23 protein-coding genes, 1 tRNA gene and 1 other RNA gene are annotated in these 23582 nt (G+C 56.0%); 12 read left to right on the top strand and 13 right to left on the bottom strand.

The window, feature by feature from the left end:
• Positions 1 to 4 precede the first annotated feature (4 nt).
• The 6 genes from HEQ61_RS00575 to HEQ61_RS00550 all read right to left on the bottom strand — a co-directional run bounded on the left by HEQ61_RS00575 (position 5) and on the right by HEQ61_RS00550 (position 3468).
• Positions 5 to 742: a YebC/PmpR family DNA-binding transcriptional regulator gene (locus HEQ61_RS00575; RefSeq protein WP_168018666.1), complete on the bottom strand. Its 738-nt coding sequence runs from the start codon at positions 740 to 742 to the stop codon at positions 5 to 7.
• A 160-nt stretch (positions 743 to 902) separates the two neighbouring features.
• Positions 903 to 1733, bottom strand: coding sequence for a YmdB family metallophosphoesterase (locus HEQ61_RS00570; protein WP_168018664.1), 831 nt, complete (start codon positions 1731 to 1733; stop codon positions 903 to 905).
• Positions 1734 to 1761: 28 nt separating this feature from the next.
• Positions 1762 to 2418, bottom strand: coding sequence for a 5-formyltetrahydrofolate cyclo-ligase (locus HEQ61_RS00565; RefSeq protein WP_168018662.1), 657 nt, complete (start codon positions 2416 to 2418; stop codon positions 1762 to 1764).
• A 51-nt stretch (positions 2419 to 2469) separates the two neighbouring features.
• A non-coding RNA gene (ssrS, locus tag HEQ61_RS00560) (6S RNA) lies at positions 2470 to 2631 on the bottom strand.
• 11 nt (positions 2632 to 2642) lie between these two features.
• Entirely contained in the window at positions 2643 to 3233 is a 591-nt protein-coding gene (gene zapA / locus HEQ61_RS00555; RefSeq protein ID WP_168018660.1) for a cell division protein ZapA, read from the bottom strand.
• Positions 3234 to 3237: 4 nt separating this feature from the next.
• The gene (locus tag HEQ61_RS00550) at positions 3238 to 3468 is read right to left on the bottom strand and encodes a hypothetical protein (protein ID WP_168018658.1); all 231 of its coding nucleotides are present in this window, start codon (positions 3466 to 3468) and stop codon (positions 3238 to 3240) included.
• A gap of 151 nt (positions 3469 to 3619) precedes the next feature.
• On the opposite strand from HEQ61_RS00550, the gene HEQ61_RS00545 reads away from it, so the two are divergent.
• Both HEQ61_RS00545 and thiE read left to right on the top strand, forming a co-directional pair.
• A complete protein-coding gene (locus HEQ61_RS00545) occupies positions 3620 to 4087 on the top strand; it encodes a hypothetical protein (RefSeq protein ID WP_168018656.1) in 468 nt (155 codons plus the stop codon).
• The gene (thiE, locus tag HEQ61_RS00540) at positions 4087 to 4725 is read left to right on the top strand and encodes a thiamine phosphate synthase (protein ID WP_168018654.1); all 639 of its coding nucleotides are present in this window, start codon (positions 4087 to 4089) and stop codon (positions 4723 to 4725) included. The genes HEQ61_RS00545 and thiE overlap by 1 nt, the downstream gene beginning before the upstream one ends.
• Positions 4726 to 4734: 9 nt before the next feature.
• On the opposite strand, the gene epmA is transcribed toward thiE, so the two are convergent.
• Positions 4735 to 5751, bottom strand: coding sequence for an EF-P lysine aminoacylase EpmA (epmA, locus tag HEQ61_RS00535; RefSeq protein WP_168018652.1), 1017 nt, complete (start codon positions 5749 to 5751; stop codon positions 4735 to 4737).
• Positions 5752 to 5877: 126 nt separating this feature from the next.
• Between epmA and efp the strand changes: the two genes are divergently transcribed.
• From efp to HEQ61_RS00500, 7 genes are all read left to right on the top strand, one after another.
• A complete protein-coding gene (efp, locus tag HEQ61_RS00530; RefSeq protein WP_168018650.1) occupies positions 5878 to 6444 on the top strand; it encodes an elongation factor P in 567 nt (188 codons plus the stop codon).
• Between the two features lie 121 nt (positions 6445 to 6565).
• Entirely contained in the window at positions 6566 to 7381 is an 816-nt protein-coding gene (locus HEQ61_RS00525) for an inositol monophosphatase family protein (RefSeq protein WP_168018648.1), read from the top strand.
• Between the two features lie 152 nt (positions 7382 to 7533).
• Positions 7534 to 8343, top strand: coding sequence for an OmpA family protein (locus tag HEQ61_RS00520; protein ID WP_168018646.1), 810 nt, complete (start codon positions 7534 to 7536; stop codon positions 8341 to 8343).
• A 5-nt stretch (positions 8344 to 8348) separates the two neighbouring features.
• Positions 8349 to 9560 (top strand): flagellar motor protein MotA, encoded by a 1212-nt coding sequence (locus HEQ61_RS00515; RefSeq protein WP_245183034.1) that lies wholly within the window; start codon positions 8349 to 8351, stop codon positions 9558 to 9560.
• A 24-nt stretch (positions 9561 to 9584) separates the two neighbouring features.
• Positions 9585 to 10667, top strand: a complete 1083-nt coding sequence (locus HEQ61_RS00510; RefSeq protein ID WP_168018644.1) for a peptidoglycan -binding protein — start codon at positions 9585 to 9587, stop codon at positions 10665 to 10667.
• A gap of 100 nt (positions 10668 to 10767) precedes the next feature.
• Positions 10768 to 10986 (top strand): 50S ribosomal protein L31, encoded by a 219-nt coding sequence (gene rpmE, locus HEQ61_RS00505; protein ID WP_167804601.1) that lies wholly within the window; start codon positions 10768 to 10770, stop codon positions 10984 to 10986.
• Positions 10987 to 11228: 242 nt separating this feature from the next.
• A complete protein-coding gene (locus tag HEQ61_RS00500; RefSeq protein ID WP_168018642.1) occupies positions 11229 to 13130 on the top strand; it encodes an adenylate/guanylate cyclase domain-containing protein in 1902 nt (633 codons plus the stop codon).
• 84 nt (positions 13131 to 13214) lie between these two features.
• Here the strand turns inward: HEQ61_RS00500 and HEQ61_RS00495 are convergent.
• The 4 genes from HEQ61_RS00495 to HEQ61_RS00480 all read right to left on the bottom strand — a co-directional run bounded on the left by HEQ61_RS00495 (position 13215) and on the right by HEQ61_RS00480 (position 15346).
• Positions 13215 to 13291 (bottom strand) — tRNA-His (locus HEQ61_RS00495).
• A 102-nt stretch (positions 13292 to 13393) separates the two neighbouring features.
• Positions 13394 to 14176 (bottom strand): class I SAM-dependent methyltransferase, encoded by a 783-nt coding sequence (locus HEQ61_RS00490; protein WP_168018640.1) that lies wholly within the window; start codon positions 14174 to 14176, stop codon positions 13394 to 13396.
• Positions 14177 to 14225: 49 nt separating this feature from the next.
• Positions 14226 to 14840 (bottom strand): TetR/AcrR family transcriptional regulator, encoded by a 615-nt coding sequence (locus HEQ61_RS11375; RefSeq protein WP_168018638.1) that lies wholly within the window; start codon positions 14838 to 14840, stop codon positions 14226 to 14228.
• A 167-nt stretch (positions 14841 to 15007) separates the two neighbouring features.
• A complete protein-coding gene (locus tag HEQ61_RS00480) occupies positions 15008 to 15346 on the bottom strand; it encodes a hypothetical protein (protein ID WP_168018636.1) in 339 nt (112 codons plus the stop codon).
• A gap of 602 nt (positions 15347 to 15948) precedes the next feature.
• Here HEQ61_RS00480 and HEQ61_RS00475 point away from each other — a divergent pair.
• From HEQ61_RS00475 to meaB, 3 genes are read left to right on the top strand one after another with little or no spacing between them, the layout of a single operon-like run.
• Positions 15949 to 18000 carry a methylmalonyl-CoA mutase family protein gene (locus tag HEQ61_RS00475; protein WP_168018634.1) on the top strand — a complete coding sequence of 684 codons (2052 nt, stop codon included), beginning with the start codon at positions 15949 to 15951 and terminating at the stop codon, positions 17998 to 18000.
• Complete coding sequence (scpA, locus tag HEQ61_RS00470) at positions 17984 to 20197, top strand: methylmalonyl-CoA mutase (protein ID WP_168018631.1); 2214 nt, start codon at positions 17984 to 17986, stop codon at positions 20195 to 20197. The genes HEQ61_RS00475 and scpA overlap by 17 nt, the downstream gene beginning before the upstream one ends.
• 39 nt (positions 20198 to 20236) lie before the next feature.
• Positions 20237 to 21229 (top strand): methylmalonyl Co-A mutase-associated GTPase MeaB, encoded by a 993-nt coding sequence (meaB, locus tag HEQ61_RS00465; protein ID WP_209315572.1) that lies wholly within the window; start codon positions 20237 to 20239, stop codon positions 21227 to 21229.
• An 11-nt stretch (positions 21230 to 21240) separates the two neighbouring features.
• Here meaB and HEQ61_RS00460 read toward each other — a convergent pair whose 3' ends face one another.
• The gene (locus HEQ61_RS00460; RefSeq protein ID WP_245183033.1) at positions 21241 to 22431 is read right to left on the bottom strand and encodes a type III PLP-dependent enzyme; all 1191 of its coding nucleotides are present in this window, start codon (positions 22429 to 22431) and stop codon (positions 21241 to 21243) included.
• Between the two features lie 238 nt (positions 22432 to 22669).
• Positions 22670 to 23527 carry a polyamine aminopropyltransferase gene (gene speE / locus HEQ61_RS00455; protein WP_168018629.1) on the bottom strand — a complete coding sequence of 286 codons (858 nt, stop codon included), beginning with the start codon at positions 23525 to 23527 and terminating at the stop codon, positions 22670 to 22672.
• Between the last annotated feature and the right edge of the window lie 55 nt (positions 23528 to 23582).

Raw genomic sequence — 23582 nt, 5'->3', positions numbered from 1 at the left:
GGTATCAATCAAGACACGCCATGACCGCATCGGGAATCTCTTCGTTGGAGAAAACCCGCTGCACATCATCATTATCTTCCAGAATATCCAGAAACTTCAGCAAGCTGCGTGCACCGTCTTCATCCAACGAGACCGTATTCAGGGCTTTCCAGTCCAGTCGGGCGGCTTCCGGCTCTCCCAGAACCGGCTCAAGGGCAGCGCGAACCGCTCCCAAACTATCAGGGGCACAAAAGATCTCATGCTCCTCTTCAGACGAAACCACATCGTCGGCACCCGCCTCAACGGCAGCTTCCAACACATCATCCGGCGACCCCACCGACAATGAATAGACAATATAGCCAACACGCTCAAAGTTGAACTGTACCGGGGTCAACGTCCCGCCATGCTTGGAAAAAACAGCCCGCACATCAGAAGCGGTACGGTTCCGGTTATCTGTCAATGCCTCAACGATAACAGCAACATTGCCCGGCCCCATGCCTTCATAGCGTACCTCTTCATAATCCTCCCCGTCCGCACCGGACTGGGCCTTTTTCAGAGCACGTTCTATGTTGTCCTTGGGCAGGGAGTTCTTGCGGGCATCCATAATCGCAGCGCGAAGGCGCGGGTTGCCTTCCGGCTCCGGCCCGCCGGTTCTGGCGGCCACATAAATTTCCTTGGCCAGCTTGGTAAACAGCTTGGCGCGCTTGGCGTCCTGTGCACCCTTGCGATGCATGATGTTCTTGAATTTGGAATGACCGGCCATGGTATCTTGATATCCTGGAACTGAAACAGAAACTCGGGATTTGTACGGCGACCCCGCCAAAACCCCGGCTCTACCCGGACAGCTGTCATGCTGCCTGTTGGCACGAACGGCGCACTATGGCAGGACTACCCCCTGAAAGACAAGGGCCAGAACACCGTTTTCAGAGTGTTTCCCTGTCAAAAACAGGCATGGCTGACTGCAACCGCCCACCGATCCGGATTGGATGCACAAACACAGCCAAGCCTGTACGATCATCTGTCTGAATGACAACGCCACACACAGTTGCGTCCCCTGTCGCGGGGGAAAGCTTGTCGGCCGGCATCTTGCGCACAAAGCGAGATACGGACACGTCTTTTTTCATACCGATGACAGAGTCATAATCCCCGCACATGCCCAGATCCGTGATGTAGGCTGTACCACCCGGGAGAATCTGGGCATCGGCGGTCGGAATATGGGAGTGCGTCCCCGCGACCAAGGAAGAACGTCCGTCACAGAAATGCCCAAGAGCCATCTTTTCACTGGTTGCTTCGGCGTGAATGTCCACAATCACGGCATCAACACCGCCCCCCAGACGGAACCGCTCCAGCTCTGCATTAACAGCCGCAAAAGGATCATCCAGCGGATCCATAAAGAGGCGCCCCATGCACTGGACAACCAGAACCCTTCGCCCCGACGCCGTTGTATAAAGCATGGCCCCACGCCCCGGGGTCCCGACAGGATAATTGATCGGGCGCAGGATCCGGGGTTCCCGGTCAATATAGGCGATCATCTCCCGCTGGTCCCAGGCATGGTTGCCCAAGGTCAGGGCATCAACACCGCTGGCAAAAAAGTCCTGGGCAATACTCGCTGTCAGACCAAAGCCATGAGCGGCATTCTCAGCACACACGGCGACAAAATCCAGCCCGAGACTCCTGCGCAAATCCGGAATGACCTGGCAAGCCTTTTCGCGCCCGGCCCGTCCGACAACATCCCCCAGATACATCAAACGCATACGCTGGAACCTCTCTCGTTTCTTCTGCTTATAATTGTCTGGTTGTCCCGGACGTGGTGAGCCGGCAAAAGCCTGCCTCTGTTACCCAACCATCCAGGGGAATGTCGTGTGACTCAGTTGGCAGAACATCAACCCTTTGACACTCCCACGCCACAGCAAAAGCAGGCGCCCGGGAACCGGGGGCATGCAGCGCAGGCAGCGTCCGGTCATAGAACCCCCCACCATACCCAAGACGCGCACCGGATCCCGTAAACCCGACAGCCGGGACCAGAACCAGGTCCGGAACAACAGACGGGCAGGATGACGGGGGATGACGGGTTCCCCAGATGCCTTCTTCCAGAGGATCACCAGGTTGCCATCGCCGGAATACTAGAGGCTGGTCACGACCACACACAACCGGCAGCGCCAAGGCCCGGCCCGCAGCAGCAACACCCGCAATGGGGTCTGGCTCGCCCCTCATGGGGACATAAGCCGCAACAATATGGTCGGCAGAATACTCAAGGAGAAGGCGCGTAACAAAACCCGTCAAGGCCGATCCAGCAGCCAAGGCTGCTCCGGACGCTACAAAATCATCACGCCGCTGTAACAGGGCGCGACGCAACAGGCTCTTGTCCTCGGAACAATGGCTCACGCACCCATAATCCACGCTGGAGGCCAGAAAGGCACGATCAGAAACATCGTACATATAAAGACGGACCCGCACAGACGCACGGGCCCGAATAAAACGCAATCAAGAGGCGAAGCCACCTTGGGCCGTTGGCAAAGCGCAACCTCCACTAAGGCCGCGAGCACAAAGTGGGACCCATGATACTGCAGCCACAGCCACAACAGGGACAGGCCCCTTTCTAAGATTATAGCCCCCGGGAGTAGTGCAACCTGACGAACCAGGCAGCTTCGCACATCCTTAGTCTAGGAGACCAAAAGCGTTTGCGCAACTGTTTCCACACGTTTTGCCATGTGCTCGATCGCACTGACAAAATTCTCCTCGCTCAAACGCAGGGTAGACTGCTCATCGCGCCTTTGCTCAAGGTGCAGACGGGCTGATTCAAGGGCCTGACGCGCTTCCTCAAGCTGTGCCCGCAAGGCGTCTCTCTCTTGCTGCATCGCACAGAAACTGGCTTCCAATGCCTTATGCGCCGACAAAGCGGCGTCACGGTCCGCCTCCAGGCGATCACGGACATCCACAACCCGCCGGATTTCCTGATCCGCCTCCAGCGCGATATGCTCGGACATCTCCTGCGCCTTGTCACGGGCTTCAACAGCCTCCTCAAAACTTCGGACAAGAGCATCCCGCGCCTTGGTGGCTTCGCGGGCTTCATCAGCCAAGAGCAAGGATACAAGAACCATGACCAGCTCGTCAGAAACCGCACCGGCCTCATTGGCCAGCGCCCGGGCACGACGATCAATATCACGGCCAAGCAGTTCGACCTCTGCCTCCTGCCCGTCTTCGCACCCAACGGTGTAATGACGGCTGTTGATCGTCAGCGTAACCTTGGCCATGGGCCTATACCTCCAGTACAGCGCGTAAACGGCTGATAGCGGCGTCTATGCGCCCGGATGCCTGCTGGCTGGTCAGCTGTAACGCCTCATAATCGGCACGCACAGCCTCCAGATCAGCGCTCAGGCGCGCAACCTCGCTGCTGTCGCACGCTCCGGCAGCCTTCAGGCCGGCCTGCTCAAGGGCGGCCACCGCATCATCAAGACGGCCGAGGGCCTGTTCAATCCGGCTCGACATAGACATCCTCATTGGGTTTCAATACACTGCACAGCCGCTGTGCATACGGCGGCACAGAATAGGCACCACCCGGGCACCGGTCAACATTCTTGCCTCCTGCCGTGTCCAGCTTGTCCGGAGACCCACCCTGTCATCCCCCGCCCCCTTGCGCATGATCATCCACGGACGCGACCACATCCGCGCAGCCCTGCACGCGTATCGCGCCATGGACAACGCCTGCCCCCTGGAATTCTGGAGTCCGCCCGATGCCGTCCGCTGGCAGGGGCCTCGATGGCTCTGGCTTCTCTGCCTGACCGAAACAACCGGGACCCCCCCGGATCGGTGGACCCTAGTGCTGGACTGCGGTGATGCAGCCGGGATGGCACTCACAGCCCTGCGCGACGGAATCCCTGCCGTAGCTGTGCACAGCCTGCACGCAACAGCAATCCGAACCCTTGGGGGCGTGGCCGGGCAATTGGGTCAGCGATTGGCCCTGGATTATCCGGAACGCCTGGATCTGGGACTGTGTACAGATGTAGATTATGCATGCAAAGCATTGCTCCGGGGAGATCGTGACGCTATCAAGGGGGCACTTTGCACCGGCCCGCGCCGGCCCCTCAACCTCCTGCAGGAACCATAATGGTCGCCTTTTCACACGCATGCCGCCTTTACCTTGTCACGCCACCAAACCTGCACGATGTGCCGCGCTTTGCCGAACAACTCGAATCAGCCTTGGGCGCAGGCGATGTTGCGGCGCTGCAACTGCGCATGAAAACGGCGGATGATGCGACCGTTTTACGGGCGATTGAGCAGCTCATGCCTGTTGCACAGCAGCACGATGTTGCCTTTATCCTCAACGACCGACCGGACCTGGCCAACCAAAGCGGTTGTGACGGTGTCCACGTCGGACAGGATGACAGCAGATGCACAGAGGCACGTCGGATTATGGGCTCTGACCGGATCGTCGGCGTCACCTGCCACGACAGTCGTCACCTGGCCATGCTGGCGGCTGAAGATGGAGCTGATTATATCGCCTTCGGAGCTTTCTATCCGACGCAGACCAAAGAACCACCAGCCATGGCCGACGTCTCATTACTGCGCTGGTGGCAAGAAACCATGACCCCGCCCTGCGTGGCCATCGGAGGCATAACACCGGACAATGCCCGCCCACTGGTTGAAGCCGGCGCTGATTTTCTGGCCGTATGCAGTGGCGTATGGGACTGGCCGGAGGGACCTGCGGACGCGATCAGGAAGCTGAACCAAGCTATGACCCCCTGAAAGGGTAGATCAGTCAACCTCGGACCATAGCACATCGGTGATGCGGCTGGCCCCGGCCACCGCCATCACCAGCCGGTCTACCCCCAAGGCAATACCCGCACATTCCGGCAAACAGGACACCGCATCCATAAAGGCTTCATCAATCGGGTAGCGCACGCCATACAAGCGCTGTTTCAGCCCCATATCATGCTCGAAACGGCGGCGCTGCTCCGCAGCATCGGTTAATTCGCCAAATGCATTGGCCAGCTCTACCCCGTTCAGATAAACCTCGAAACGCTCACACACCCTGGGATCAACCGCTGAACGCCGCGACAACGCCGCCATCGATGCGGGCCAATCGTACAGGATGACGGGGCCATCACAGCCCAGAGAAGGCTCTATACGGTCCAGAAAGATATGGAAGAACACATCGTCCCAGCGATCACCAGCTCCGGTATACACCCCGATGCGGGATGCTTCTGCACGCAAACGATCCGGTGGCGGAGCGGGATCAGACGGATCTGATACTGTCGACAGCAGATCGATACCGGCATAACGGAGGAAAGCATCTTGCACAGTCAGCCGGGAAACCGGTTGAAGGATGCCCACAGCCGTAAAAAGCTCCTCGACATCAACCATCAGATCCGTATAGCTGGCCTGCGCCCGATACCACTCCAGCATTGTAAACTCTGGATGATGGGTATCAGACCGCTCACCATTACGGAAAACACGGGCAATCTGAAACAGGCGCGGAAGGCCCCCTGCCAGAAGCTTTTTCATGGCAAATTCGGGGCTTGTATGCAGATAGAATGTCCGCTCCCCACCATCCGGATCCTCAAGAACCGTACGAAAGGCCTTCAAATGCGGTTCCAGACCCGGCGAACACTGCAGGGCCGGCGTTTCCACCTCCAGAAAGTCCCGGGCCGCAAAAAAGGTACGGATATTGGCCATAACATTCTGGCGAGCCCGCAGAAAAGGAAGCCGGCGCGCCAACGAATCGGCGTCCCACCAGCGTGGAAGCGATGATCTGTTCTTATCCTGCGTCATAAGCGCACCTGATATAGCAATTGAAGAAACAATGCCAGCTCTGTTGCCAGAGGCGCCACGATCTGATAGGAAGCCCGCTGCGATCTATGACCAATTCTCCTTGAAACAGCTTTCAGAAGTTTACACATGAAGATTAACGCCAACCTGATTCGCCCCGGCATGGTCATCGAACACGAAGGCCGCAGCTGGAGCGTCCTGAAGACCCAGATTGTGCAGCCAGGAAAGGGCGGCGCCTTCATCACCGTGGAAATCCGGGATGTCGATACCGGAAACAAGTCCAACGCACGCTGGCGCACGGCTGATACCGTGGAAAAGCTGGATGTCCGGCAGATTGACTGCACATATCTGTTCCAGGATGAATCCGGCTACAACTTCATGGACAAGGAAACGTTCGACCAGTTTCCGCTTCAATCCGATCTGGTTGGTGAAAAGGGCGGCTTTCTGCAGGATGGCATGGATGTCGTCGTCGATCTGATCGAGGGCAAGCCCGTATCCGTGAAGCTTCCCAACTCGGTCGTTCTGGCCGTTGTGGAGTGTGAGCCCGTCGTCAAGGGGCAGACAGCCTCTTCCTCCTACAAGCCAGGCATGCTGGAAAACGGGATGCGGATTATGATCCCACCGCATATCGAGGCGGGCACCAAGGTGGTTGTCAACACCGAGGAATGCTCCTACGTGGAACGCTACAAGGGATAAGTTCCAGAAACACCCCGGGCCGGTTACAGTACATAGCATTCCGGGGCAGCAAGGCTTTGTGGCGGGCTTTTGTTGCTGCGCAGCATACCCGCCTGACTTTTTTGAGGGAACCTTTCAGGCAATGGCTCTTCGCTCTCCTGTACTCAATGTCATGGTTATGGCGGCTGAAAAAGCCGGACGAAAGCTGGTGCGCGACTTTGGCGAACTTGAGCAACTTCAGGTCTCGATCAAGGGCGTGGGTGACTTCGTATCAGCCGCAGATCTCAAAGCCGAGAAGATTTTGCGTGCAGAACTGTCAAAGGCCCGGCCCGGCTTCGGCTTTTTGTTGGAAGAAGGCGGTGTTGTCGAAGGCCATGACACCGAACACCGCTGGATCATCGACCCACTGGATGGAACAACCAATTTCCTGCACGGTATCCCGCATTTTGCCGTTTCCATTGCTCTGGAGCGTGCAGGAGAAATTGTGGCAGGCGTAACCTACAACCCCATCACCAATGAACTCTTCACTGCTGAAAAAGGTGGTGGCGCATTTTTCAACGACAGACGCCTGCGCGTGTCCGGTCGCCGGAAAGCGGATGAAGCAGTCCTTGGCACCGGAATTCCCCACAAGGGACGCGGAGAGCACCCCCTCTTTGTGCGGCAGCTACAGCGGATCATGAATACGGTGGCCGGAGTACGACGCATGGGATCCGCATCCCTGGATCTGGCATGGGTCGCCGCCGGACGCTTTGATGGATTCTGGGAATCGCACCTGTCTCCCTGGGATGTCGCCGCAGGCGTTCTGATGGTACGGGAAGCCGGCGGATATGTCAGCTCTCTGGACACCACTGCCGATCCGGTTGCATCGGGTAATCTTCTGGCATCCAACGAACCGCTGCACCATGGTCTCCTCGCTCTGCTGAGGGAACCTGGCTCCACCGGATCAGATAAATCGTAATTCCGCCACGTTCACGGAACCTGCTTGGGTTGCAACCTGATTGCGGCACACGGAACAGGTGATATAGTCTCTGGGAAAGAAGCGACAAGCTGCCTGACAATCCTGCTGTCAGCTTGCCGTTTCTTCTTTGGCAACCGCCGGGAGACTGCCTCGTGAAGCGTGCAATCACCTTCTCACCCCTGCCCTTGCTCAGACTATCCGTGGCCGCAAGCCTGCCCATGCTGCTATCGTTATCAGCTCACGCAGGGGCCACGGACGCATCCTCCCGACCCGCTGTTTTTGTGGACCTCAAGGCTCTTGATGCCCTTGGCCCACCGCATACCATTTCTGACACATCATCACTTGCTACAGAGCCGGCAAGAAAAGTACGCCGCAGCCTGCCGAGCAGGCTTCACGTCCCTCCCCCTGTTCATGACAAGCTGCCCACACAGCCAGAACAGCCCTTGGCAGAAAAAAAACCGGGAGGAGAGAAAGCTCCGGCAACAGAAAAGAGTCACCACACGGTAACACCATCCCTGCCCGTATCATTACAAGCAATCACACCTCCGGCTCGCGCAGAAAAAGGGGATGTATCGCCTGTATCTCTTAAAACCAGCAAAGAACCATCCGTAAAGGTCACAGAACCGGGAACGGATCCCCTTGCCTTTGCGCCTGCAGCCCTGTCCCTTGCCTTCGAACCCGATGAAATTACCCTGCCCGAGGCAGCAAAAACACATCTGGATACGCTGGCTCGTGACATGCAGAAACAAAAGAAAACCAGTGCGCGTCTGATGGCCTATGCCAGAAAAGACCCGCACAACCCATCGCGTGCACGCCGGACATCGCTGGCAAGAGCCTTGGCCATACGCTCGTATCTGCTGGAAAAAGGCATTCCGTCAAACCGGATCGGCGTACGCGCCCTTGGCGGGCAAGTGGCGGACGGAAGAGAAGACAGGGTTGATATACTTCTGGCCGGATCATAGGTATCATGCATACAAGTGTTGGACTATTGCTGAATATGAGGCCCCTTGGCATGCGCATGACCCGTCCCCGCCGTTTCCTGGTCCGCATGAGTATCTTTCTTGCTGTTGTAGCCGGTGTTGGAGCTGTTCTCACGCCCGCCGTGCTACCTTTCTTTATGGCCAGCCCTGTTCTGAACGGCCTGATTATCGGGGTTATTTTCGCGGGTATTATCATGAACCTGCGTGAAGTCACAACGCTGGGACCGGAACTGGAGTGGATCGAACGGTTCCGGCGCGATGAGACTGCCGTATCCAGTGAAGCTGTATCACGGGGACCGCGTCTGCTTTCACCCATGGCGACCATGCTCCATGAACACAAGGGACGCGGCCGCTTCACCCTTTCGGCACCGGCAATGCGGTCTCTGCTTGATGGCATAGCATCACGCATGGATGAAGCCCGCGACCTGTCCCGCTACTTCATCGGGGTATGCATCTTTCTTGGACTTCTGGGCACGTTCTGGGGTCTGTTGCAAACGGTTGGCGCGATCTCCGATGTGATCGGGTCGCTGGAAATCGCAAGCCAGAGCGATACAAGCATTGTGTTTTCAGCCTTGAAATCGGGCCTGGAACAACCCCTGCAAGGTATGGGAACCGCATTCTCGTCATCCCTGTTCGGACTGGCAGGTTCGCTGATTCTTGGGTTTATGGACCTGCAGGCCGGGCAAGCCCAGAACGCCTTTTATAATGATCTGGAAGAATGGCTGTCGCAGATAACCCGCCTGACCTCCGGCGTTATTGGCAGCGAAGGCGAGCAGTCAGTCCCAGCTTATATCCAGGCCCTGCTTGAACAGACAGCCGAGAGTATAGACGAGCTACAAAGAACGATTGCCCGCGGCGAGGAAGGCCGAACATCGGCCCTGACTTTCCAGCGGGAACTGGTCGAGCGCCTTCTGACACTGACAGACCAAATGCGGGCTGAACAACAAGTCTTGCTGAAAATGGCCGAAAGCCAGGTGGATATGAAGGGCCTGATACGGTCCCTGGCAGAAACCATGGAAAAAACGCCCGGAAGCCAGGATGACCATGGGCGCACCTACCTGCGCAATATTGATATAACCTTGGGCCGTATCGCCGATGAAGGCGCACGAGGACGGGAAGAGGCCGTGCGGGAAATAAGGAATGAGATCAAGCTGTTGGCAAGGACCATTGCCAATCTTACTGACGAAGCCCGCCCATAGCACCCCTGACTGGACAGCCTGCTGATGACACGTCGATCCCGCCAGCGCACCATTGATATCTGGCCCGGCTTTGTTGATGCCTTGGGCAATCTTGTCATTATCTTGATGTTTGTCCTGCTGGTTTTTGTTCTGGCCCAATTTTTCCTGGGGCGCAGCCTGTCAGGCAAGGAAGAGGAAGTGAACAGCCTGACAGCCCAGATTTCCAATCTGGCTGAGGCATTGAAGCTGGAACAACAGGCTGGCGCGCAAATGCGGGCCCGTATTGCAACGCTGACCGCCGAGCTGGGAACGGTTTCAAGCCGTGCCCGTGAGCTGGAAGATCGCAACCAGGGTCACAGCTCGCTCACAGCCCAGCTGACAGCTGATATTGAAGCCTTGGAGGCTCTTCATAAAAAGCTGGAGCAGGAAATTGCGGAAAAGGACAGGCAACTGGCAGACAACAGCGGCCAATTAACAGAACAGACACGTCTGGCCGAACAGGCCCGAACACAGGCAGCCCTGCTGCAACAGCAGCTTGATACATTGAACGCTGAAATAGCCAAACTGTCACAAGCCCTGGAAGCCACAGAAAAGATCAATCGTGAACAGCAGGTTCAGATCTCGGATCTCGGCCGCCAATTGAACAGGGCACTGGCAACACGTGTTCAAGAACTGCAAAAATACCGCTCTGAATTCTTTGGCCGCCTGCGTGAGGTATTAGGGGACCGCTCTGACGTTCGGATAGAGGGAGATCGCTTTGTCTTCCAGTCAGAGGTCCTGTTTGCCTCGGCATCGGCTGATCTGGAGGATAGTGGTCAAGACAAGTTGCAGCGCTTGGCCACAACACTGATCGATATTGCCCGGACAATCCCACCGGAAATCAACTGGATCCTGCGTATTGACGGCCATACAGACAGCGTTCCGATCAACACAGCCCAGTTCCGTTCGAACTGGGAATTGTCATCAGCCCGGGCCATATCGGTGGTCAATTTCCTTATATCCCAAGGCATTGACCCTCATCGCCTCGCTGCTGCCGGCTTTGGAGAATACCAACCCCTGGATGCAGGGCAAACACCACAGGCACGTGCACGGAACCGACGCATAGAAATAAAACTTGACCAAAGATAGAACGTATTGATCTGCCGGTGACATATTCTGTGGATTATAGGCTTGCATGCCCGGAACAATGGCGGTATACAGTCGCCTCGTTTTTTGGAGAGCAAGGGTCATGAAAAAGGGCATCCATCCTGAATACAAAGAGATCACCGTCATCATGACGGATGGTTCCGAGTTCAAGACACGTTCGACCCTGAAGGCTGATTCCCTTCGTCTTGATATCGACCCAAAGTCTCACCCGGCTTGGACTGGTGTGCACCGTCTTGTTGACAGTGGCGGGCAGATCGCGAAGTTTAACAAGCGCTTCGCCGGCTTCGGCCTCAAGAGCTGACATGAAAAAAGAAGGCAAATTGCCTCTTTTACTGACAGCTTGGAAAACGTCCGCTTTTGCGGGCGTTTTTCCTTTTCCCAAGAGGCATATATTCGGCATGCTGCCGTAATTCGGCAGACAGCCGCTCCTCGTTGGGCACAAGTTCTTCTGGAGTTCCGGTTTGGCTCTCCTCTTGTGATCAGGTAGAATTCAGCTAGCTACCCCCTCAATACTTTGCCAAAACAGACAAGTAGACGCGATAGATGGCCGCTGTAACAAACTATGAGATTTACACGCAAGACGGGCGAGGCAACTGGACTTTGCACGCCCGCTATCCCGGCCGTGACCGCGAAGACGCCATGGAAGAGGCAAAGGAAGTTGAACGGCTGCGGAATATTCCGGTCCGGGTTGTCAAGGAGGTCTACTACCCTGAGAACAACACCACGGAAGAGAACATCATCTACTCCGGCCGCGTCAAACCAAGACCGGAAACATCGGGATCCATGATGAAGTCCGGTATTGCGCCGGTCCGTCATTCCCATGGGGGTCAGTCTGCACCCTCCACTGGTACGCGGAGCAGCAGCCCACAATTTGGAAAACCCGCCAACAAAACAGGGGATTTCATTTTTCGCCTGTCGATGGTGCTGCTTCTATCCGGCCTGATTGCCATCGTTGCAACTGGCATCACCTCTTTGGTCATGAAACAAATCGCCCAAAGCGGTCTTCCCGTCGAACATGGCACACAGTCTATTGTTCTGTTCGGGGTTTTTGTTGGCGTCTTCCTGCTGGGCGCCGTTCCGCTGATTATGACCTACGTACCGCTGGATGCTCTTGGTGGTGACAACAGCGGGGACAAGAAGATCTCCCCCACCCGGAAAGCCGTTCCACGCGGCTCATCACGCAGCGCAACAGAAGCCTTGGCTGAACGCGTTGATAGGGCACCCGACTCACGCCCTGAGAAAATAGAAGGATCTGGCACGAATAAAGGCGACATACTGGAGGCTCTCCTGCCAGAAGACGAAGCCGAGTGGCCCGCCCTGAAGGCAAGCGACCCGAAAAAAGCCCCCCAGAAAAAGAAAAAGAAGAAAGCAGAGGACAAGCAGTCTACACAGACCGGGAAGACAGATACCGCATCCCCGGAACGGCCACCTGCAAAGGCTGATACAGAAGGAGAGCCACAGGCTCCATCTCCCACATTTGACAAGGCACGCCTGGAATCCATGAAGTTCTTGGGCTCTATTATTGAGTCCATCAAAACATCCTATCCCAATCTGGATGCCTACAACCGCTTTGGCCTTAATCTTTACCTGTGCGGCGCGTGCGAGCACTTGGCTCAATCCCAGTCTCTGAGCAAAAAAGAACAAGAAGAACTGAGCAAGCAGGCTCTGGAGATTATCGGCACCAAGCCGGAACAAGCCCGGCAGATGATCCAGCGCCTTGATACCTATCGGCAGGAAGTGCGCTACCGCACCATGATTGCAGCGGGAATCAGCGCCATGCGTGCCCATCTGTCCGGTGACTCAGACCCCCTGCACGCACTGGGCGGTGTGATGAAGCAGTGGAACACACCGCAGACCCAACAACTCAGCACCTCCGGCGTTACCATCCTGTTTACTGACATGGCTAATTCAACAAGCATGACCCAAGAACTGGGTGATGCGGCAGCGCAGGACATCATCCGTGCACACAATACCATTGTGCGCAATGCGTTGCTCATGCACAGGGGCAAAGAGGTCAAGCATACCGGTGACGGCATTATGGCCACGTTTGATGGTGCACTGGATGCAGTTCAGGCCGCGATCAACATCCAGGAAAAAGCCGCTGAACACACTGCCAGATGGCCACGTCTTGCTCTGAAGTTGCGCATCGGGATGAACAGTGGTGATCCGATTGTCGAAGAGAATGACTACTTTGGCGCAACGGTACAAATTGCCGCCAGGGTATGTGCATGCGCGGGTGTCGGTCAGATATGGCTGGGAGAGTCAACCAAGGCCCTCATTCCTGATAGCGTTGATCTCCTGATCAGCTCTCGCGGGGCGCAAGAGCTCAAGGGTGTTCCGGATCCTGTTGAGCTATTCGAGGTCTCCTATGGCCAAGGAACGGCAGGACAGCCCCAGCCTTCGGGGAACGGGGAAGGAAATACAGGAGGGCAACCACATGCCTGATCAGGTCACCGTGCTGTATCCGACACAGTAGCACCTACTCCGGTAGAATAAAAAAGCCTCTTCATAACGAAGAGGCTTTTTCAATGGGGCGAGTGACCGGACTCGAACCGGCGACCCCCTGGACCACAACCAGGTGCTCTAACCAACTGAGCTACACCCGCCATTATCGGAGGACGGCTTTGTAGTCCGTCTTACAGCCTGCGTCAAGCAACCTTTTTACTTTCGATGCCAAACCGCAATTGCATCATAAGGAACAAGAATGATCAGGAACCGGTAACAGGACGACGAAGGATCATGTAGACGCATCCATAGCTCCCGGCAAAGCGACGCCGCGTTGCAATCTCATCACGAACACCCGCGATAACAGCAGACAGAGTTTGATCTGTACAGGCGTCAGCCTCCAGATCTTCTACCCGCTTTTCCAAGGGACCATAATAATCCAGCCACCATCCCTCTTCGGGCAAAATCTCGGCATGGACAAATGAATACCCGGCTCCCATTCCCAGAACCATTGCAGACGAGACGGTTTGCATATCGGGATACGCTGCCTTCCAGAACTGCTCGGCATCATGGGGGGGACGGGCGGTTAACCACATCCAGTCCGACAACACCAAGAAACCACCGGGCTTCAACAGCGACCACCAGGAATCCAAGGCGTTTTCAAGACCAATTACATAGGCTGCCCCTTCGGACCAGACAACATCAAGAGACTGCTCTTCCAAGCCGGACCCCACCATATCAACGGCCTGAACATCAATATTTTCCGATAATCCCGCCACAGCAGCGGATCGTTCCAGTTCTTCGAGAAAAGGACGGTGCAGGTCAACAGCAATAACATGGGCACCCAATGACTTGGCCAAAACAAGAGAACTGCGGCCATTCCCACATCCCATGTCTGCAATTCTGGGACTGTGGGGCAAACTTTTTCCCAGACGAAGCGCCAATGATTGCGCAAAACAGTCCAGACCCGGCCCCTGCCGCGGCAACCCCTCGAAGACGCGCGCAAACGCTTCAGCGGCCGGTATTTTATCCAGTACGTCAACCATGCGAGGCTACCCTTTCCTTACAGGCAGACATACATCCGTACTCCACCCCTTATATCTCAGCACTCCGGGTCCAAGAAAACAGAAGGGCCGCTGCCGCATGCTTGGCCTGCCCCGCTGCATCCCGCCCACCAACAACCGGCGCAAGGGCCACCGCCCCCTCCAAAAGAAGAGCAAGATCCCACCCCCGCGCGTCTGCCTGACCAACACCCTGCTCACCCAACCGTTCTGCAAACCATGGACCCGCCCAACGGCAGCGAAACACAGCATCACCGGCTATACTGACGTCATGCCCGGAAAACTCTCCAACTGCGCGCAGCAAAAGGTTCCCCTGCGCCCCTTCATTACCGAGCCAGTCTGCCAGGGCATCGAAGATTGCCAGAACTTCAGGCTGAGCCGGATCAGAACGTTCGACGACATGTCTCTCCAGAAAGCTGCGGAATCGCTCGTCACGGCGCTCCAACACAGCCCGGACCAAGGAATTCTTGGTCGGAAAATGTTTGTAGAAGGTCATTCTTGCAACCCCGGACTCCTGAACCAGCCTGTCAACGCCGGTACCGTGAAACCCGTAGCGATCGAAGAGTCTCTCGGCGACTTCTACCAAGGTATCACGTTTGAGTGACGGACGTACGGCATCTGTCCTCAATACGGCGGTGCGACGCGGCATGAATTCTCTTCTCCTGCAAGCGGGGGGGGGGTACGAATAGTGGTGCAAAGTGACTTATCAGGCACAGCACGCTACGGCAACCCCACCCTTCACCAAAACCAAACATGACACAGGCGACCCAGTACCACCAAACAGCCATCCAACGCCCCAAATAACCTTGTACACACTCAACAAACCAGTTCATGAGCTGATGCGAGCTTCTGTCGGACACTCCCCATCCTTGACAACCAAGGCTCCGGATTGATTACGGACAGGGCCACAAAACGGAAAAACGTTCCGCACTGAAGGTCATCCTGTATCACATATGTATCTCTACGAGCCGCAGGGCCAACTGCTGCACTGAACAGTGCAATCCGGATCATGTTGGACTGAACGCCCCCGAGAAAAATACCAAGCTCCCACGTTCCATCCAGAACGACCCGAACACGATGTATATAGTAATCACCCCTATACCAATAAGGCCTGAGCGTGTCACATGAGCGGCAAACGTCCTCAGAATGGCTCACCCTTCATGAAACCGGATATCGCAGACTGCCTCATTGGGTGCCGAAAAGTACTCCATTGCATTCTCGAACCGGGCATGGAGGAAGCGTGCTACTATAGCCCATAAAATCAAAGGATGCGGCAAAGGCAAAATCGTAGTCCTAACGGGCAAACAGAGATAAGGACATGCTATACATCTGTACCGGGAGGAACGCTTTCAACATAAGATGTTATAACCCTGTCATCAAAATACTCTTCAACAGCACGCCGCCCCTGATCATGCTGGAATGACCATCCAAACATACCAACTACCGGGGTAAACGAAACCAACGCTGATGGACCTACCATCAGTCAACAGGCCAAGGGCAGAAGCTGGAAAGAGCAAACAAAAAAGAATCAAGGCAACAAGAGAAAAGAATTTCATAACCGCCCCATAGCACCGGGACAAATGTATCACACGGTGGAAGCGACTGCTTAAAAGCAATCAACATGATCCGGATCTAACCTTGATTCGATAAACAGGCGATGGGTTAACAGAATATATCGTTTTGACGCAACGGTATCGTATTATGAATATAGAGTCGGGAACCTGCGAAACAGCACCAAGAAAGAGACGGAAAGAACCATGGACGCAGAAGCCACAACAGACGCCGGATCTGGCCCTGTTACCCTGGATTCCGCACTGTGGTATCAGATGGTAGCCCGTGCCTTGGCTCAAGAAGATGCGGAAAAGGTTCTCTCCTCCCGCCTGCACGACGGCTTTGCTATCAAGCCGCTTTATGGCAGGCACAATACAGATGTTGCCGACATTGCCCCCCCGGGACTTGCTCCCTTCATACGCGGGGGAGCTGCCTCCGGGGCTGTTGTTCATGGCTGGGATATCCAGCAGGAGTTCAAGCATCCTGACCTTCAGGTTACAAACCAGGAGCTTCTTGAGGATCTGGAGAATGGCGTCACATCCGTCTTGCTGAAATGTGATGCCACGGCCCAGCACGGAACAGACACGCAGCATGTATCCGCTGACGACACAACACCCTGCGATGGGATTTTGATGTTCACTGCAGACGATCTAGATACAGCTCTGGCTGGTATTCTTCTGGAGGCTGTTCCTGTTAACCTGCAAATGGGGAATGGTGCATGGGCGGGAGCTGCCTTTCTGCAGGCCGTCTGGCGCAAGCGAGGCTTGGCAACGCATGAATGCAGCGGCTCCTTTAATATCGACCCGGTCGGAACACTGGCCAGAACCGGTCTTCTGATACAGGGGCATGAGCAGGCTCTGAAAGACTTGGGCATCTTCACGCGCAGAACCGTGCAGCATTTTCCCTATGTCGGGGTAGCCGCCGCAGATGGGACCATCTGGTCTGACGCTGGAGCAACCGATTGCCAGGAAATCGCCTGCACCTTGTCTACAGCACTTCTTTATTTACGCGCCATGATGGCTGCCGGGCTTGAGGCAGAAGAGGCATGCTCCCGCATTTGCTTTGTTCTGACAACCGGAACAGACCTGTTTGCGGGCATCGCCAAACTGAGGGCAGCACGCATGGCCTGGGCCCGAGTTGCATCAGCCTGCGGTGCTTCGGGGCCAGCAACAAGCATGCGCCTTCGGGCCACCACAGCAAGCCGCATTTTGTGCCACCGTGATCCGTGGACCAATATCTTGCGCGCAACCCTTGCCGGGATGGCTGCTGTCCTGGGGGGGGCCGGTAGCATCACAACACTACCCCCTGACGCTGCAAGCCGATTTCCATCCCGTGATGTACGGCGGATTGCGCGCAACATCCAGCATATCCTGCGCGATGAAAGTGGCATCGGACGTGTTCTTGATCCTGCCGGCGGATCCTGGTTTCTGGAAACGCTGACACAACAGGTAGCAGAAACAGCGTGGACGCACTTCCAGGAGCTGGAAAGACACGGGGGTATTCTGCCAAGCCTCCTTGATGGCTCTCTGCAACAGATGCTGGATGCCGCATGGGAATCACGGACCAAGGCTGTTGGCTGTCATGCTGACCTGATCACTGGCGTCAACCGGTTTCCTTCTCCTGACAGGCTGTCCATGCCCGAGCAAAGCATTAATCATTATGCCCTGCGCAAGGGTGTGGCCGCGCGTCTGCGCACTGTACCCGAAACAGTACAGGCCAACGGTATGGATGCATTCTTCCACGCCGCGGAGACAGCACGTCTGTCGGGGCTTACGGCGTGGATTGCCGGCAACCACCAACCGACAAGCCTTGCCCCGCTGCCATGCCGTCGCGTGGCTGAGGAGTTTGAAAGTCTGCAGGATGCATCGGACCACGCAGCCCGTACCAATAAAAGACCCGCTATTTTTCTGGCGTATACGGATGGATGTTCTGATGCCATGACGTTTGCCCGTCATGTCTTGTTATCGGGCGGCCTGGATGTTGTGGAATGCGGGAGACCTGAGTCCGTTGATGCCATGACAAGCCGCCTTGAAGCGCATCCCGGGCTTGATGTATGCCTGTGCACAAGCCCGGATCTATGGCCCTCCCTGTGTGAACGCCTACGCCGAACCGGGATCAGGCACATCACCGCCGTAACAGAAACACATGTGGACTGGCCCGGTGCAGATACCGTTCTGTCCCGGACAAGCCACACTCCGGACTTTCTGCGGGCCTGCCTGCACCGCGCGGGAGCATGGCCCCATGTCATCCATTCCTGATTTCAGCACCCTTCCCCTTTATGACAATGGGTCCCTGTCCGAACATGCACAAAACGGCGATATCGAAACATGGGCTGAACATTTCACGCGCGAGGCAGGCTGCCACCCCGATGAAGCGGTATGGAAGACAGCAGAAGGCATACCCGTAAAACCCCTGTACACGGCCCACGATACAGAAGGACTGCCGTGCATCGACAGCCTTCCAGGCTTGCCACCCTTTATACGCGGCCCCTATCTGACCATGTATGTCCAGCAACCATGGACAATCCGTCAGTACGCAGGATTCTCGACAGCAGAAGAATCAAACGCTTTCTACCGCCGTAATCTGGCTGCAGGACAAAGGGGGCTTTCCGTGGCCTTTGACCTGCCGACACACCGCGGATATGACAGTGATCATCCACGCGCGGGCGGGGATGTCGGAATGGCCGGCGTCGCGATCGACAGTGTGCTGGATATGCGCATCCTGTTCTCCGGGATCCCGCTGGACAAGGTCAGTGTCTCCATGACCATGAACGGTGCGGTCCTGCCGATTATGGCACTGTACATCGTTGCCGCAGAGGAACAGGGCGTACACCCCCAGCACTTGTCCGGAACCATCCAGAACGACATCCTGAAGGAGTTCCTGGTCCGTAACACCTATATTTACCCGCCCGAGCCATCGATGCGGATTGTCTCCGATGTCCTGGCCTATACTGCAGAGCATATGCCGAAGTTCAACGCGATATCCGTATCGGGCTACCATATGCACGAGGCTGGGGCGACAGCAGACCTGGAACTGGCCTACACACTGGCCAATGGCATCGAATATGTCCGCACAGGGCTGGCAGCAGGGCTGGATATTGATCAATTTGCCCCGCGCCTGTCCTTCTTCTGGGCAACAGGCATGAACTTTGCCATGGAAATAGCCAAACTGCGGGCGGCACGCATGCTATGGTCTTCCTTGCTGGAACCGTTCAATCCCCGCTTGGACAGATCACGCATCCTGCGCGCGCACTGTCAGACGTCCGGCTGGTCACTGACGGCCCGCGATGTCAGCAACAATATCGTGCGCACATGCATAGAGGCCTTGGCCGCAACACATGGACAAATACAATCCCTGCACACAAATGCCTTTGACGAAGCCCTGGCTTTGCCAACAGAAAACTCGGCCCGCATTGCACGCAACACTCAGCTGTTCCTGCAACAGGAAACCGGAATAACCCGAACCATCGACCCATGGGGGGGCAGCTTCTACCTGGAACGCCTGACATACGACCTGGCCCGACGTGCACAGGAACACATAGAAGAAATTGAACGCGAAGGCGGCATGGCAAAAGCCATTGCAACGGGCCTGCCCAAGATGCGTATTGAAGAAGCCGCAGCCCGGACCCAGGCTCGCATTGACTCCGGCATGCAGCCCGTTATCGGCATCAACCGCTTCCGTCCTCTTGATGACGAAACAACCGAGGTTCTGAAAATTGACAACGCCGCCGTACGGGCCTGTCAGCTGGAACGCCTGTCTGTCTTGAAGCGTGAGCGTAATACCACTGAAGTAGAGCAAAAGCTGCAAGCCCTGACCAGGGCAGCAGAAGACAAAAGCGGCAATCTTCTGGCCTTGTCAATCGAGGCTGTCCGCGCCAAAGCCACCGTGGGCGAGATATCGGCAGCTCTGGAAAAAGTGTACGGTCGGTACCAAGGCAGCGCACGCGTTGTTTCCGGCATCTATTCCCGGGAGATCAGCGGGATGGACACAGTCTTTGAGCAGGTCCGGCAACAGGTCGAACACTTTGCAGCCCTTGATGGCCGCCGACCGCGTATTCTGATTGCCAAAATGGGGCAGGATGGTCACGACCGGGGTCAGAAGGTTACTGCCACGGCCTTTGCCGACCTGGGATTTGATGTTGATATTGGTCCCTTGTTCCAGATGCCTTCAGAAACTGCCCGGCAAGCCGTGGAAAACGATGTCCACATGATTGGCGTCTCATCTCTTGCCGCTGGTCACCTGACACTTGTACCCGCCCTGAAGCATGAACTGGAGAAGCTCGGCCGCGGCGATATCCTGATCCTTGTCGGCGGCGTTATACCGCCACAAGACTTTGACGCCCTGTACAAGGCCGGAGCAGCCGCCATCTTCCCCCCCGGAACACAGATCAGCAAGGCTGCAGCCACAGTTCTGGACACGCTCAACACGCAACGGGGATACGACAGAAAACCCTGAGATAGTGCTCAAAGCCCACCACACGACAGGAGCTATACCTTGAACCCATCGGGTCACCTGACCACAGATGACTATGTTGCCGGCATACGATCCGGGGACAGGGGAATTATGGGACGCGCCATAACCCTGATCGAAAGCCGCGCCGCGCATCACCGCAAGGAAGCCGATGCGTTGATATCAGCCCTGCTTCCCTTTTCCGGAACAGCCCTGCGCATGGGAATATCGGGCATACCGGGCGTCGGGAAATCAACACTCATAGAAACATTCGGAATGCTTCTGACCGGACGGGGGATGAAGGTCGCCGTCCTGGCGATTGATCCAACGTCCAGTCGCTCGGGTGGCTCTATTCTTGGCGACAAGACCAGAATGGAGAAGCTGGCGGCGGATCCCCTGTCCTTTATCCGTCCTTCTCCCACATCCGGTCATCTGGGCGGTGTAGCCCGCACAACGCGGGAATCCGTTATTGTCTGCGAGGCTGCGGGGTATGATATTGTCTTGATTGAAACCGTGGGAACCGGACAGTCGGAAACCTGCGTCGCCGATATGGTAGATGTCTTCTTGCTGCTGATATTGCCCAATGCCGGTGATGAATTACAGGGCATCAAGAGAGGCATCCTGGAACTGGCTGATATTGTCGCCGTTAACAAAGTAGACGATCAAGACGATCCCACGGCCCGGCAAACATGCCAAGATTACCGATGCGCCCTGAATATTGTGGGGCATACGACACCATCTGGCTGGAAAACGCCTGTATTGCCAATCTCGGCCCTTCATAAGCGGGGCCTGGAAACGCTGTGGGACACAATACAAGCCTACCACACCCTGCAAAAAAGCAGCGGCGCACTGGAAACCAGAAGGCAGCAGCAAAAGCATGCCTGGATGTGGTCTCTGGTACAGGATCGTCTGGATGCCCTGTTCCGCGAGCACCCAGACGTCAGGCGACGAATCCCAGGCATCGAGGCCGACATCAGCCGGGGAATCATTGACCCGTCAAAAGCCGCAGAGGAATTGCTTGCGGCCTTCGTTGCCTGACCAAGAGCCCATCAGGCTGCACGTCGTCGCAAATCCTTCAGCGAAACCACCGAACAGACAGGCAGAACCTCGGCATCATCAACCAGAACCGGGGTTACCGATGCACAGCCATTGAACCGGGTCATCAAGGCCGCAGAGTAAGCACCAAGCCGACCAATCTCGATCCAGTCACCAACCTGAACATCTGACGGCAACCAGAATGGCCCCGGCATGGTATCCACACTGTCACAGGTCGGCCCATATAGATCAAACCCCTGCATGGGCGCTGTCGAAAAATCACGACAGGTGCTTCTGAGAAGCCGCATCGGGAAACAATTGCCAAGATATTTCAGCTCGGCAAGGGAACCATACGTTCCTTCGTTCAGATAAAGCTTGGTGTCACGACGTAATTCCACGCGGGTAATGACCGATGCCCCATCCGCAACCAGGGCACGACCAGGCTCGCAGTACAAACGGCAACTGTCAGGAAGATCCAGCGCCTGTACTTCGGGGGTAATGGCATGAAAAAATAACTCGAATTCAGGCTCTTCTCCTGTATAGATTCCAGGAAATCCACCACCAATATCCAACACGGAGAGAGGCACGCCCGCAGCCTGAATAACCTGTCCACACAGCCGGACCGCCTCGACAAAAGGAGCTGTATCGACACACTGCGAGCCAACGTGGAAGGTCAGACCGGCACAATTTCCCGTTGCCTGGATACGCTGAAGCAACAGGACGCTGTCCGTAACCGAGGCACCGAATTTCCCGCTGAGGCACATCATGGCCTGCCCATGGGGCATATCAAGACGGACAACAAGCGTCATATCCAAGGCATTATCTGTCGCAGCCAGAATTTTCTCCAGCTCATCGACATGATCGAGTGCAAACATACGGACGCCGTGCTCAAAGTAAGCTTCACGCACAGCATCACGGCTTTTGACTGGATGCATGTAGTGACATTCAACCCCGGGAAAACGGGCTGTCACCGTGCGAAGTTCCGTAAGAGAAGCAACGTCAAAATGACGAATCCCGCCTGCATACAGGGCATCCAATACAGACAGCGTATGATTACACTTTACAGCGTACATCACACGCCCGGGAAAAACCCCGACAAGGCGGGTCGCCCTGGCCGCAATAACGCGAGGGCGGATCAGCATAAGTGGATCGCGTGGACGCAGCGTCCCCACTGCTTCCTGTGCGGAAGCATAAAGGTGGCTCATGGCACCTACTCCCAACCAAACCGGACCGGACGGGCACAAAACCCGATGGCGCAAATTCGATCGAAGAGCCGGTCGCCGTGCATACTCGGAGAACGATGTTCGGTGGAGTAGCCGTGCTTAGGGCAATCTTTCGAGGCATCTGTATGCCGACCCCGAAAGACGCCGTAAAGAAGAATCGTTACAAACAGCTAAAATTTTCTATACAGAACCAGAATAACGATATGAACTTGGCAAATACTCAACGATGCGTCAAACGACGGATCCACTCTGGCAGCATGAAAGCAGCCGCATGTACATCAGCATTGTAATAATCAGTCTGTATCTTGCTGTTACGGAATCTCTCCTCCACTGCGTGCCGTGGAGCCGACCCCAAGGCCATTCCGCGTGATCCCCAGGTCAGGGCCATAAAGCCGCCGACATACGTTGGCGTTACGGTCAGGTAACAACCGGAGTGCGGAAACACCCGACGCAACTGGACCAAGGTTCCAGAGAGTTCTTCGGGCTGGAAGAAGGGAACACCATTCTGGAATACAACCACACCAGTGTCGGTCAGGGATTCCCGCAGCAATTCATAAAACTCTGTCCGGAACAGCACCTCGGCAGGACCAATTGGATCAGGACGATCGGCAATAATCAGGTCAAAACACCCCCTGTTCTCATCTTGCCGCATAAAATCAAAGGCGTCCCGCACGTGCAGGGTGAAGCGTGGATGATCAAAGATCCCCTTGTGGACAGAGGCAAGGTGCGTCTTGCACAAGGCAATAACACGCTCATCGATCTCGCACATGTCAACATGAAGATCAGGATGCTTCAGGGCTTCCTCAGCCACGGCGCCATCGCCACCGCCAATGATCAGCACACGCTTTACGGTCCCCGTCTCCAGAATTGGCAGATGGGTCAGCATCTCGGAATAACTGGCCTCATCCCTTTCGGTAATCTGGACGTTCCCGTCCAGAACCATGACGCGCCCGACACTGGGCGTGTCAAAAATCTGGATATGCTGGAAAGGCGACCTTTCATCAGCCAGCATGTCACCATCTATGGCCATTGTCTGGGCATAACCACGGTGAAGGGTCTCGGAGAATATGCGGGTCATCTGCTGGGTCCTGCACGTGTATCGGCCAAATGTACCGGTGCAGGGATATAGGGCA

Origin of the sequence: Haematospirillum sp. H4485 (assembly GCF_012102745.1) — a bacterium.
Classification (GTDB): domain Bacteria; phylum Pseudomonadota; class Alphaproteobacteria; order Rhodospirillales; family Rhodospirillaceae; genus Haematospirillum.
The sequence above is the reverse complement of the archived record's forward strand: the minus strand, read 5'-3'. Positions and strand labels throughout refer to the sequence as shown.